This window comes from Variovorax sp. HW608, assembly GCF_900090195.1.
Taxonomy (GTDB): domain Bacteria; phylum Pseudomonadota; class Gammaproteobacteria; order Burkholderiales; family Burkholderiaceae_C; genus Variovorax.
This window is the reverse complement of sequence record NZ_LT607803.1, coordinates 5,964,325-5,977,219: the sequence shown is the minus strand read 5'-3', so window position 1 is coordinate 5,977,219 and position 12,895 is coordinate 5,964,325. Positions and strand designations below refer to the sequence as shown.

General features: G+C 68.0%; 7 protein-coding genes and 1 pseudogene. 1 reads left to right on the top strand and 7 read right to left on the bottom strand.

Going from position 1 to position 12,895, the window contains the following annotated elements; genetic code table 11:
* Positions 1–308 precede the first annotated feature (308 nt).
* From VAR608DRAFT_RS38315 to VAR608DRAFT_RS28200, 7 genes and pseudogenes are all read right to left on the bottom strand, one after another.
* Entirely contained in the window at positions 309–665 is a 357-nt protein-coding gene (locus VAR608DRAFT_RS38315; protein WP_269458501.1) for an MlaA family lipoprotein, read from the bottom strand.
* Positions 666–762: 97 nt separating this feature from the next.
* Positions 763–1,119 (bottom strand): annotated as a pseudogene (locus tag VAR608DRAFT_RS38310) (MlaA family lipoprotein); the annotation flags it as partial.
* Positions 1,116–2,996: an AI-2E family transporter gene (locus VAR608DRAFT_RS28220; RefSeq protein WP_088957082.1), complete on the bottom strand. Its 1,881-nt coding sequence runs from the start codon at positions 2,994–2,996 to the stop codon at positions 1,116–1,118. The pseudogene VAR608DRAFT_RS38310 and the gene VAR608DRAFT_RS28220, both read right to left, overlap by 4 nt.
* Before the next feature lie 3 nt (positions 2,997–2,999).
* Positions 3,000–4,403 (bottom strand): patatin-like phospholipase family protein, encoded by a 1,404-nt coding sequence (locus tag VAR608DRAFT_RS28215; protein WP_088957081.1) that lies wholly within the window; start codon positions 4,401–4,403, stop codon positions 3,000–3,002.
* An 18-nt stretch (positions 4,404–4,421) separates the two neighbouring features.
* Positions 4,422–7,517, bottom strand: a complete 3,096-nt coding sequence (locus VAR608DRAFT_RS28210; protein WP_088957080.1) for an efflux RND transporter permease subunit — start codon at positions 7,515–7,517, stop codon at positions 4,422–4,424.
* Positions 7,514–8,632 (bottom strand): efflux RND transporter periplasmic adaptor subunit, encoded by a 1,119-nt coding sequence (locus VAR608DRAFT_RS28205; protein WP_088957079.1) that lies wholly within the window; start codon positions 8,630–8,632, stop codon positions 7,514–7,516. The genes VAR608DRAFT_RS28210 and VAR608DRAFT_RS28205 overlap by 4 nt, the downstream gene beginning before the upstream one ends.
* A 29-nt stretch (positions 8,633–8,661) precedes the next feature.
* A complete protein-coding gene (locus VAR608DRAFT_RS28200; RefSeq protein WP_088957078.1) occupies positions 8,662–10,176 on the bottom strand; it encodes an efflux transporter outer membrane subunit in 1,515 nt (504 codons plus the stop codon).
* Between the two features lie 329 nt (positions 10,177–10,505).
* Between VAR608DRAFT_RS28200 and VAR608DRAFT_RS28195 the strand changes: the two genes are divergently transcribed.
* Positions 10,506–12,845: a DUF3141 domain-containing protein gene (locus VAR608DRAFT_RS28195; RefSeq protein WP_443082897.1), complete on the top strand. Its 2,340-nt coding sequence runs from the start codon at positions 10,506–10,508 to the stop codon at positions 12,843–12,845.
* Positions 12,846–12,895: the final 50 nt, after the last annotated feature.

Genomic DNA, 12,895 nt, shown 5'->3' with positions numbered 1-12,895 from the left:
AACGGTCACCGTTCGGTCGCCGTTTCGTGCGGCCAGTCAACGAGAGGACGCCCCCAGGACTTGGGGGCGCGCGAGGCTTTGACGCGGTGCCAGGGGGGAACGCCCTAGCGCGATGACTCATCGGACTCGATGCGCCCGCTGTCAGGAATGCGCTTCTTGATCTTCGAGACCGCGTGAAGCTTGCGCATGCCGATCTTCCAGCGTCAAAACGACTAATGATGGAATTGTGGCTCTTTGCGCGAGGCCAGCTTGCGCCCGAACTTGCAGCCGCCGTGGCCCGCTGCAGGCACCTTCTCCCGGTCGCGCGTCTATTGCGACAGGACCGCTTCCCGCTGCGCGGCTGCGGAGATGCTTGCGGCCGGTTCGCTCGAAGGTGGCTCTTCCGCATCCGCCTGCCCCTCCTGCAGTGGCCCGCCGCCGGCCGCGTCATGCACGAGCGCGTTCCGGTGCTGCAGGAAGCCGTCACGCACCATCGTGTACCGGTCGAGCGCGCCATCGAGGACCGGATCCACCGGCAGCAGGCGGGCGCGGGCGTCCACGGCCGTTCCCGCGAGCAACGCATCGCGACCGACGACGGGCGTCATGTAGGTGAGCGGATCGCCGACCCAGTCCACCGGCAGCGCCAGCGTGTCGCGCAGGGTCGAGGGTCCGAGCAGCGGCAGCACGATGTACGGACCGGCGGGAACGCCCCAGACGGCTGTCTAGGGTCGTGCCGAAGTCCTGCTTGTGCCGCTCGATCCCCGCATCGGTCGCGATGTCCAGCACGCCGCCGAGCCCGAACACCGTGTTCACGGCGAACCGCATGGTGTCCTGGGCCGCGTAGCCGGGCTTGAGCTGCGCCAGGTTGTTCGCGGCGGACCACGGGTCGTGCAGGTTGGCGAAGAAATTCGCGACCCCTAGACGCACCAGCCGGGGCACGGTGCGCTCGTAGGCTTTTGCCGCCGGCTTGAGCGCGGCGCTGTCGAAGGCCTCGTTCGCCTTGCCTACTTCGCGGTTGGTTTGCTCCAGGGGATCGCATTCTGCGTCGGGCGGTGCGCTGGCGCAGCCGGCGAGTAGCGCCGCGCAGCCGACCAGGACGGGAAGGCTGGACAGCGCCTTGGTGAAGATGTTCCTGTTCATGGGGATATGTGGCTGCCGTGGGCCGTGGTGCCCGCCTGCACGAAGGCGATCGCCTCGGCAAAGGAGCGCAGCACGAGGTCCACCTCGCCCTGGATGGCTTTTTCATCGGGCCCGCCAAGGTCCAGCGGCAGCCGTACGGTGGCCAGCACGGCCCGCGGCAGATGGCTGCGCAACTCGCGGCAGGCGCTGCGCCATTGCTCGAGCGTGGCGTCTTCCGGATACGAGGCGAACACCGTCGTGATGCGCCCGGCCACGCCCGATTCCGCCTCCTGCGGGTCGGGCTGGTGCGGCAGCGTCACGCTCCTGGCATCGACGCCCGCCTCGGTGAGCGCACGTACCAGCAGCTCGGCCTCGAATTCATCGCGCTCGGACGCCAGGCTGGCGCACAGGACGATCGGCGCCGAAGGGCCTTCCAAGGGGCCTTGCCAGCGGCCGAGGCGGGCTTCCCGCATCAGGCGGAGGTGGGCGCCGAGGTTGGCTTCCACGATGGTCGCCGCGCGCGGCCGGCGGGCGCCGCGGCGGCTTGCCTTGGCGACTGTCAGCGATTCGACCAGGCCGACGAGGGTGAGGCGCAGCGCCTGCAACTGCTGCTCGCCGATGCGCTTGGCGCGATAGTCGTCTGCCGCCAGGGCGGCGGCCGGCAGCAGGAGGTGGTCGCAATAGGACGCGAAGCTGCGCCGGCGCAGATAGTTGCGGCCGTCTTCCTCGAGTTCGCGCAGGTCGCCGGAGAACACGCCGTGATAGAGGCGCTGCGCCCGCGTGATCCCGGGGCTCTCGGCAAAGAAGATGGTGATCGGTTCCAGCGCGCGCATGTGCCGCCCCGCGACCACGAGGCAGAGCGTGAGCGGCGTCGAGAGGACCAGGCCGACGGGGCCCCAGACGGCGCTCCAGAACAGCGCCGACACGATGATGCCCACGGGCGCGAGCCCGCTGCTGTGGCCGTACACATGCGGTTCGACCACGTAGGCGACGCCGAGCTCCAGCAGGACCAGGAGCGCCAGCGCCGCGAGCATGAGCGACCAGCCCGGGTCCACCGCGGCCGCGAAGCCGGCGATCACCCCGCCCGCCGCGAGGATGCCCACGTAGGGCACGAAGCGCAGGCTGGCGGCGAGCGCCCCGAACAACGCCGCGTGCGGAAGGCCGAGCGCCCAGAGTGTGATGCCCACGACGATGCCGAAGCACAGGTTCACGGTGCACTGGCTCACGAAGAAACGGGAGACGCCGTTCGCGGCGTCCACCAGCGCCTGCAGCGTGGTGGCCAGCTCCGAACGACCCGCAAGGCGCAGCAGGCGGTCGCGCAGCCCGTCCTGGTCCAGCAGGCTGAACACGAGCAGGACGAGGACGAGGCCGCCGGCAGCGGCCGCGTGCCAGGCGGACCCGAGCAGGCGGCTGACGGGCTGGCCCGGCGAGGGCGGCGCCGGCACCACCTCCACGCTCTTCGGCTCATGCACGGACGCGTGGCCCGCCGCCCCTCGCCTGCCGTTCGCCTGGTCGCCCAGCGGCACCAGCGCAGCCAGTTCGGCGCTCAGCTTCTCCGCCGGGCGGACCGTGTGTTCGCGCGCCTGTTCGATCTTGTCCACGATGGCTGCGCGATACTGCGGCAGATCGGCAGCCACCTGGGCCAGCTGGTAAGCGAGCACCAAGAGCGCCGCGACGGCGGTGCATGCCACCAGCACGACGCCCGCCAGCGTGGCGGCCGTGCGCCCGAGGCCCAGGTGCCGCAGGCGTCGCACGAGCGGCGCAATCGCCAGCGTCAGCATGCCGGCCACGGTCATGGGCTGCAGCACGTCGCGCCCGAAATGCAGCAGCGCGATGGCACAGGTGGCGGGCACCAGCCAGCGGATCGAGAGGTGCCGGCGAATGAGGTTCGGCTCCATGGGTCAGTTGCGCTCCGGTTCGGCATGGGCGGCCGCGGCGAAGCCGGCGTCCAGTCCCAGGCTGCGCCGCAAGCGCTGGAACTCGGGGGAAGCGCGCAGCACTTCGCGTCCCGCAGCCTGGAGCTGGCGTGAATCGGACGGCAGGATCTCGAAGGCAGTCGGCACCTGGAGCAGCCGCTGGCGCGTCCGCGCATCCTGCAGGTCCCGCAGCCGCAGATTGATGACAAAGACCTCGGCGTCTGGCGCGAACGCGCTGCCGTCGCGGCCGCGTGCCGCCCGCACTTCCTCCGCCGCTCGGCGCGCGGTCTCCTTGACGATCTCGGTGGTCTCCGCCGTCCAGCGCGATCCCGCGCCGAAGATCATGGCGTCGAGCACCTGCGCCGTGCTCGGCACCCGCTCGCTCTCGTCGATGCGGTCGGCCAGGTCGCGTTCCGAATCCACGACGACGAGGACGATCTTGTGCACCGATCCGGTCGGCAGTTGGTGAAAGCTCTCGTGCAGGGAGCCGCTGGCGGTCACGTGATCCACCAGGCCGCGCACGCCCAGGTTGTCGGCGAGCCCGCCGTCCACGAGGTGGATGTACGGTCGCTGCTGCGCGTTGCTGTAGCTGTCCGCGATCATCCGCAGGAATCGTGCGGACAGGTTGCGATGCGATTCGTCCGCATCGGGATGGCGGGCCGGCGGCGCGCAGGTGCCGCCGTAATTGCGCAGTGTCATGGGGCTGAGCAGCAGCGGGACCGAGGAAGATGCGGCCACGGCGACCGACAGCGGCACCGAATCGAGGTCAGAGCAGATCAGCGAGAACTGCTCTGGCGTGAACTCGAACGGCGCGCCCGTCGTGAGGTCGGTGGCCGTCACCAGCAGGCGGGGCCAGGGGCGCCGCTTGCGCACGTCCCCGAAGGTCTCTCCGCGGAACACGCCCTCGAGGCGCTGTGCCAGCACATTGCTGCGTCCGTACCAGGGCGACGACAGGCGGTACAGCGTCCCGGGCGACGTGGCCTGCCGGATCAGGCCGGTTTGGAAGTTCACCAGGAGGAAGTCGCGTTCGAAGCGCTCGAACGTTTCGTCGCCGAAGGCGGCGTAGTAGCTTGCAAGGACGCTGCCGCCCGACACGCCGCTGATCAGTCCGACCTCGTCGAGCAGCGTGGTCTCGCGGCCGTCCATCTCGTAGCGCGTAGCCTTCAGCTCCTGCAGGACGCCGAGCCCGAAGGCCGCGGCGCGCGCGCCGCCGCCCGAGAGGGTGACGGCGCCGACGATGGGCCGCGGCGCCGGCGCGAGAGTGCCTTCCTGCACCACCTCCGCGCCGACTGCGGCCGGGTGGTTGATCCACGGGCGTGTCGACGCGCAGGCCGTCAACAGCAGCAGCGCGAGGCCGGCCGCTGCTGCGCGGGGAATACGGGCGATCATGGTCGGCCTCGTGCCGGGTCAGTGGGCAGGGGCCGCTTGTGGCAGCCCGGCGGCCTGCGGCTGCGGGCTGTCGCGGCGGACCTTGAACCAGGCCGCGTACAGCGCCGGCACGAAGAAGATCGTCAACAAGGTCGCAACCGTCAGGCCGCCCATGATCGCGATCGCCATCGGACCCCAGAACACGCTGCGCGTCAGCGGCACCATCGCGAGCACGGTGGCCAGCGCCGTGAGCACCACCGGGCGCGTCCGGTGGATGGCCGCGTCCAGCACAGCGTTCCACGGGTCGCGGCCTTCGGCAATCTCGGTCTGCACCTGGTCGATCAGGATCACCGAGTTGCGCATGATCATGCCGCCCAGCGCGATATTGCCGAGGATCGCCACGAAGCCCAGCGGCGCCTGGAACGCCAGCAGCGCCGGCACCACGCCGATCAGGCCCAGCGGCGCCGTCAGCATCACCATCCACATGCGGGAGAAGTCCTGCAATTGAAGCATCAGGAGGACCAGGATGGTCAGCAGCATCATCGGGGCGACCGCCATCAGCGCCTCGTTGGCCTTGTCGCTTTCCTCGACGGCGCCACCGACATCGATTCGGTAGCCGGACGGCAGCTTCGCCTCGATGTCCTTCAGCAGCGGACGGATCTCCTGCGTCACGGACACGGGCTGCTCGCCGTCGATCGCATCGGCGCGCACGGTGATCGCCATGTCGCGGTTGCGGCGCCACAGCACCGGCTCTTCCATCTCGGAGCGCACAGTGGCGACCTGCGACAGCGGAACCACCGTGCCCTGGCGCGTGTGAAGGTTGATGTCCTTCAGCGTGTCGACGTTCAGGCGGTCGCCCGGCACGGCGCGGGCCACGATGTCGACGAGGTCCTCGTGCTCGCGCAGCTGCGATAGCGTCGCGCCGTTCATCACGCTCTGGGTCACCAGCGAGACATCGGCCGGCGTGAGCCCGAGCGCACGCGCCTTGTCCTGGTCGAGATCCACCTTCAGCGCGCGCACCGGGTCGTTCCAGTCAAGCTGCACGTCGCGCAGCTTCGGGCTTGCGCGCATCAAGTGCTCGACCTCGCGAGCGATGTTGCGCACCACCTGCTTATCGGGGCCGACGACGCGGAACTGCACGGGGTAGCCCACCGAAGGCCCCATCTCCAGCCGGGTAACCCGGATCCACGCCTGCGGAAACTCCGTACCGACGCCGGCCATCAGCTTGGAGCGCACGCGCTCGCGGGCCGCCATGTCCTTGGTCATCACGACGAACTGCGCGAAGCCGGGGTTCGGCAGTTCCGGGTTGAGCGCCAGGTAGAAGCGGGGAGCGCCGGCGCCGGTGTAGGCGGTGAAGAACCTGACGTCCTCTTCCTTGGCCAGCACCGCTTCCATGTGCTTGACCTGCTCGGTCGTGGCCTGGAACGACGCGCCTTCCTTCAGTCGCAGGTCGATCAGCAGCTCGGGGCGCGAGCTGTTGGGGAAGAACTGCTGCGGCACCAGCTTCATGCCGGCCAGGGCGAGCACGAGCGCACCCACGGTCGCGGCGATCACGAGCCAGCGGTGGTCGATCGCCATTTCGATCAGCCCCCGCAGCTTGCGATAGAACTTGCTGTCGTACGGATCGCCGCCGTGATGGTGCTTGCCGAAATCGGCCGGCAGCATCTTCGCCGCGAGATAGGGCGTGAAGATGCCCGAGCAGAGCCATGAGAAAAGGACCGCGGCGCCGACGATCCAGAAGATGCCGCCCGCGTACTCGCCGGTGGTCGACTTCGAGAATCCGATCGGCATGAAGCCCGCGGCGGTGATCAGTGCGCCGGTCAGGCGCGGCATCGCGGTGGCCGAGTAGGAGAAGGCGGCCGCCTTCTCGCGGTCCCAGCCCACTTCCATCTTCGAGACCATCATCTCGATCGCGATGATCGCGTCGTCCACCAGCAGGCCCAGCGCGATGATCAGCGAGCCCAGCGAGATGCGCTCGAGATTCCAGCCCATCGCCAGCATCACCACCGCCACGCCGCCCAGCACCAGCGGCACCGAGGTCGCCACCACCAGGCCGGCGCGCCAGCCGAGGCTCGCCAGGCTGACTGCGATCACGATGACCAACGCCTCCATGAGCGAGCGCTCGAAGTCCCAGACCGCATCCTTCACGGTGGTGGGCTGGTCGGCCACGCGTTCGAGCTCCACGCCGTGCGGCAGCTCGGACTGGATCTTCGCGACGGCGGTCTCCATCGCCTTGCCGAGCTCGACGACGTTGCCGTCGCTCGTCATCGAGATGGCCAGCATCAGCACCGGCTGGCCGTTGTGGCGCACGGTGTAGGTCGGCGGGTCCTCGTAGCCGCGCGTGACGGTCGCGATGTCGCCGAGCTTGATCGTGCGGCCGCCGGCCGCGACCGGCACGTTGCGGATGTCGTCCAGGCTCGCGAACTGGCCGCTCACGCGCACCATCACACGGTCACCCTGGGTGTCGAACTGGCCGGAGGGCTGCATCGCGTTCTGGCTCTTCAGGCTTTCGGCGATGGCCAGCGGCGTGATGCCTAGCGTGGCCAGGCGTTCGTTGGAGAACTCGATGTAGATGCGCTTGGCCTGCTTGCCGACCACGTCGACCTTTTTGACCATCGGCACCTTCAACATGCTGCGCTTGATGTCCTCGGCGATGTCGGACAGGTCGGCATGGCTGAATCCGTCGCCCTTGACGGCATACATGAGGCTGTAGACGTCGCCGTATTCGTCGTTGACGATCGGCCCGATCACGCCGTCGGGCATCTCCAGGCGCAGGTCGTTGAGCTTCTTGCGCGCCTGGTACCAGGCTTCACGCTGGGCGGCGCTGGAGGTGCCACCCTTCACGGTGAGCGTCATGCCTCCGAAGCCCTGCCGCGCGAAAGTGACGACCTTCTCGAAGTGGTCGATCTGCTCGAACTTCTTCTCCATGCGGTTGAGCACCTCGTCCTGCATCTGCTGGGCGGTGGCGCCGGGCCAGACGACCATGGCGGTCATCGAGGGAACGGAGAAGTTGGGGTCTTCGAGCTGGCCCAGCTTCTTGAAGCTGAAGACGCCGGCGACCGCGACGACGAGCAGCATGAACAGGACGAAGGCGCGGTGCTTGAGCGCCCATTCCGTGAGGTTGAAGTCGTTCATCGGGCGGCCTGCTGTGCGTTGTCGGCTTCAGCCATGACCGAACCGGGCAGCGCCACCTTCAATCCGGGGGCCATCTTCTGCACCCCCGCGGTGACGACCTGGTCGCCCGCCTTCGGCCCGGAGACCAGCATGTCCTCGTTGCGATAGCCGTGCACCTTCACGGACACGAGCTCCACGGTTCCCACCGCCTCCTTGCCGGCGGGCTTGACCACCCATACCGCGGGCTGGCCGTTGGATTGCGTGAGCGCGCTGGCCGGGAGGGATGCCACCGGCGTCTCCGACATCGTGCGGTCGCTCACCAGCGTGGCCGTCGCGCCCAGCGGTAGCGGCCTCGCGCCGTCGGGCTTCAGCCGCGCGCGGTAGGTGCGCGTCTGCGCCGCGGCCTGGGGCGCGAGCTCACGCAGCGTCACATCGAAGCTCTCGTTCGGCGCACTCGCCAGCATGGCCTTGAATTTCGCCTGCCTGAAGGTCGCCAACTGGTCCTCGGGCACGTCCACCACGATCTCCGGCACGCCGGGGTCGGCGATCGCGACCACCGGCTGGCCCTCGGGGACCACCTGGCCCACCTCGAAGCGCACCGCCGTGACCACGCCGCTGCGCGATGCGCGCAGGGTCGTGTACTTCAAGCGGTTGCGGGCGAGCTCGAGCTGGCGCGCCTGCGCCTCCTCGGCGGCCTGCGCGGTCTGGGCGCCGCTCGTCGCGCGCTCGTCGTCCGACACGCTCACCGAGCCGTCGGCCTTCAGGTTGCCCAGGCGCTTGCGGTCCGATTCCGCCTGTCGCGCCTGGGTCGCGGCGGATTGCCATTGCTGCCGTGCGGCTTCCTCGGCGAGCCGGTAGTCGGCGTCGTCGAGCACGGCGATCACGTCGCCTTCGTGCACGGACTGGCCCACCTCGACCTTGCGCTGCACGACCTTGCCGCCCACGCGAAAGGCCTGGTCGACCTCGTAGCGGGACTGCACCGTGGCGGCGTAGCGGTTGGATTCACGGGCGGTGTCGTAGCGGATCTCGGTCATGCGGACCGGCCGCGGCGCCTCGACGGGCGGCGTATGGGAGCTGCATGCAGAGAGCATGGCGGCGACGGCCAGGGCGCCGGCCGCGGAAAGAGAGTGTTTCAAGACAGTTCCTCGAGGAAGGCGACGGGTTTTCAGGATTGCGACGCCCGAGCGGCGTCGGCGGCAGAGGGTTGTGCGGACTCGGCGGGCTCGAACACTTGCCAGCCGCCGCCCAGCGCCTTGTAGAGCTGCACGCTGTCGAGCAGCAGCTGGGTGTTGCTGTCGTTGGCAGCCAGGCGCACCTGCAGGCGCGTGCGTTGGGAATCGAGCAGCGGCAGCAGGTCGATCTGCCCGCGGTCGTAGAGCGACTGGGCGCGCCCCAGGGCCGAGTCGGCCGACGTGGCGGCCGCCTGCAGCGACTGCGAGCGCTGGCGCTGGGAGGAGAGCGTGACGAGCGCGTTCTCCACGTCCTCCAGCGCGCGCACCATCCCGTCCTCGGCGCGCAGCAGCGCCTCGCGCTGGCCGCTTTCTGCGATGTCGTTGATGGCGCGTGTGCGGCCCGCGTTGAAGAGCGGCATCGCGAGCAGGCCCGCCACGTTGGTGTAGCGGGCCGATCCGATGCCGACACCGTTGAGCTCCAGGTTCTGGCGCCCGAACGATGCATCGAGAAAGAGCCGCGGAAACCATTCGGCCGCGGCCTGCTGGCGGCGCGCATTGGCTGCATCGAGCTGTGCCATCAGGGCAAGCACGTCCGGCCGCCGCTCGAGCAGCGTGGCGGGTTGGCCTGGCCGAGCCTCCGGCACGACCACGTCGCCGCGCCAGGGGTCGATTTGCGCGGCATTGAAGGCCTGATCGCCGACCAGCACCGCGATGCGATGCCGGGAGACGGCAGCGATCGTCTCCAGTGGCGGGATCTGCGCGCGCGCCGATTCGGCCTCGGTCTGCGCGCGCTCCACGTCAAAGGGAGTCGCCAGGCCCGCGCGGTTGCGCGCCCTCACCAACCGGAGCGTCTCGTCGTGGGCGGCGGAGATCGCACGCAGGGTGTCGAGTTGGCGAAGCGCACCGACCAGCGTGAAATAGTTGGTGGCGACATCGGTCATGACCAGCAGGCGAACGCCGCGCAAGCCGTCTTCCACCGCCAGCGCGTCGGCCGAGGCTGCGGCCGCGCCCGCGCGCAGGCGGCCGCTGAGGTCGATCTCCCATGAGACGTCGAGACCCGCGCTCCCGCTCCTGGTGTCGGGCATCTGCTGCTTGATGACGTCGCCGTAGCCGCTCTTGCGATCGCTCGCCGAGGCGGTGGCACTCACACTGGGCGCCAGGAAGGAGCGGCTCACGGTCACGCCCGCACGCGCGGCGGACAGGCGTTCGGCGGCGATCTTTACGTCGCGGTTTTCGCGCTCGGCCCGTCGCACCAGCTCGGCAAGCACCGGATCGTGGAAGCTGTCCCACCAGGCGGCCTCCGGCTCCATGGCGGAGGCCGGCGTCGCGGCGAAGCTGGCGGGCACATCCACCTCCGGCTTGGCCACGGGGGTCGAACACCCGGAGATCAGCAGACCGATCGATGCAGCGAGCGCCGCAACGACGCAGGTGGCGGCTCGATCCGGATGGAGCCAGGTGGTCTGACCCGCGTGGCGGGTCAGCGGAATGAAAGTTGAAAGTCGCGGCATCGGATGGATCTGGCGTGATTTCGAGATGGCGTGAGCGTAGGGCCCGGTGCGGATGAAGTCGTCAGCGAAGAGTCGGCGTTTGGTCGATGTTCGGCGCCCTTATGGGCCCGACCATTCGCGATTTGACGGGCGACCCTTCGTTGAGGACTGGGCGCGGGCGCCGGAACCGGCGAGGGCGCAGGAGCACTCGATATGGCGACCGAATGCCGACGCAACGCTGACGACTTCGTGCGCAATGCGCCCTACGCTCACACCACCCCGAATCCACGCGAAACATCCGATGCCGCGACTTTCAACTCGCCTTTGACTTTGACCATTGGAGAATTCATTTGAACGCCCCTAAGCATCTGGCTATGAGCCAAGACATCCAAGCGAAGGTATCGCTCCTATTTCAGGAACGCACGAAATCGGCGAGCGAAAGACTGATCGAACGTGTGCGGCGAACGCAGGCCGACACCTTCGCCGAGCAGGGTGCCAGGCCCCCCGCGCCCTGGGATGCCTGGGCGCTGGGGAGTGCCTATGCGAGCGACTTCGCCCAACGCTCGATCTTGTTCTGGGACACGCTGCGCCAACGTGGCAACAACTTCATCGAGCACGAGGCAAAGGGCATGCCGCCGGTGTTGCACTTCGATTTCGATATGGTGCTCGATGCGCGACAGTTCGCGCGGCCGGTCAATTACGCGCTGGTCAGGATCGTGCCGCCCGAAGGCGTGACCGTGGATCCCGGACGGCGTCCTTACGTCATCATCGACCCGCGGGCTGGCCATGGCCCGGGAATCGGCGGCTTCAAGGACGACTCGCAGGTCGGTGTGGCGCTGCGCGCGGGCCATCCGGTGTACTTCGTCATCTTCTTTCCACAACCGGAGCCGGGGCAGACGCTGCTCGACGTCTGCGAGGCTGAGCAACAGTTCATCCACAAGGTGCGCGAGCTTCATCCCGACAGCGAGAAGCCGGCCATCATCGGCAACTGCCAGGGCGGGTGGGCCGCGATGATGCTGGCCGCGGCCAAGCCCGAGGATACCGGCCCGATCGTCATCAATGGCGCACCCATGTCCTATTGGGGAGGCGCCTGGCAGGAAGGCGCAGGCAACAACCCGATGCGCTATTCGGGCGGAATGCTCGGCGGCACATGGCTGTCGTCGTTCAGCGCAGACCTGGGCGCCGGCGTCTTCGATGGCGCCTACCTGGTCGAGAACTTCGAAAACCTCAACCCTGCGAACACGCTCTGGAACAAGTACTACCACCTCTTCGCCAACATCGATACCGAGCCGCCGCGATTCCTGGAGTTCGAACGCTATTGGGGAGGCTTCTACTTGATGAACCGCGAGGAGATCGAGTGGATCACGCGCAATCTCTTTGTCGGCAACAAGCTCTGGTCCGGGACGACGAAAGCCAAGGGCGGCAAGGTCTTCGATCTGCGCCAGATCAAGGCTCCGATCGTTCTCTTCGCATCGATGGGCGACAACATCACGCCCCCGCAGCAGGCCTTCAACTGGGTTGCCGACGTTTACGGGTCGACCGACGAAATCAAGGCATGCGGCCAGGTCATCGTCGGGCTCGTGCATGAAAGCATCGGCCATCTCGGCATCTTTGTCGCTGGCAAGGTGGCCCAGAAGGAACACGCGCAGATCGTTTCAGTTCTCCAGTCGATCGAGGCGCTGCCGCCGGGCCTGTACGAGATGGCCATCCGAGAAATCAAGAGCGACGACGGAAAGGTTGAATACGAAGTCGAATTCAATGAGCGCGAACTCGAGGAGATCGCCGTGCGTTTGAACCGGTTCAAGCGCGCCGACGAGAAGCCGTTCGAGGCTGTGGCGCAGATCTCGGAGTTCAACCAACGCGCCTACGAGCTGTTCCTGCAACCGCTGGTCCAGTCGATGTCAAGCGAGTCGAGTGCGAAGCTCATCCGTCAGCTGCACCCCCTGCGCGTACAACGCTGGGCAGTGTCCGACCTGAATCCCTGGCTGATGTGGCTCGGGCCCACCGCGCAAATCGTGAAGGCGCAGCGCAAGGGCGTTGGGTCCGAACCGGGCTCGCGCAAGTGGGAGGAAATGGGCTCTGAAATCATCAGTGCGTCACTCGACTATTACCGGGACATCCGCGACGCGACGAGCGAGGCCGCGTTCTTCCAGACCTATGGCAACGTGTTTTCGCTCTACCTCGCGGACAAGCGCGAGGCCGAACACTCCGAGTCGGTCCTGGAGCCTGCCGATCTGCGGCAATTGCCCGCCGTCAAAGACGCGCTCGCCAGCATCGAGGAAGGTGGTTACGCCGAGGCGTTGACGCGCGTTGGCTCGCTTCTGGCGCCGCGAGGCGAGCGGTTTCCGCTCGCGAAGATCGCGCTCAAGCAGGAACTGGAACACGAATATGCCAACCTGCTTCCCGACCTGACGCCCGAACAATGGCGCCGCATTGGCGGTGAGCAGGACATCATCGTGCACTACGAACGGGAAAGAGCACTCGCCACGCTGCCGCGGCTGCTCGCCAAGCCTGCGGATCGGAAACGGCTCCTAACACTCGCCGATCGCCTGCTTGCCGACGAGCGCGTGCAGCGCAGCGCTGCGTCGGCGGAGCAGCTCGCCATGCTCCAGTCGATCAGCGAAACCTTGCGCACCGACGTGCCGCCCGCACCGCGCGTGGCGCGGGTGCGGAAAACCGCAAAGAGGTGACGGCCATGCAAACGTCCCTGAAACCACCTGCAGCGGCAGCGCAAGACGCT

What these genes read in the sequence shown, in the direction of transcription:
- VAR608DRAFT_RS28220 (WP_088957082.1), bottom strand. Translation starts at nt 2,996, where the DNA reads ATGGAGCCGAACCTCATTCGCCGGCACCTCTCGATCCGCTGGCTGGTG.
- VAR608DRAFT_RS28215 (WP_088957081.1), bottom strand. Translation starts at nt 4,403, where the DNA reads ATGATCGCCCGTATTCCCCGCGCAGCAGCGGCCGGCCTCGCGCTGCTG.
- VAR608DRAFT_RS28210 (WP_088957080.1), bottom strand. Translation starts at nt 7,517, where the DNA reads ATGAACGACTTCAACCTCACGGAATGGGCGCTCAAGCACCGCGCCTTC.
- VAR608DRAFT_RS28200 (WP_088957078.1), bottom strand. Translation starts at nt 10,176, where the DNA reads ATGCCGCGACTTTCAACTTTCATTCCGCTGACCCGCCACGCGGGTCAG.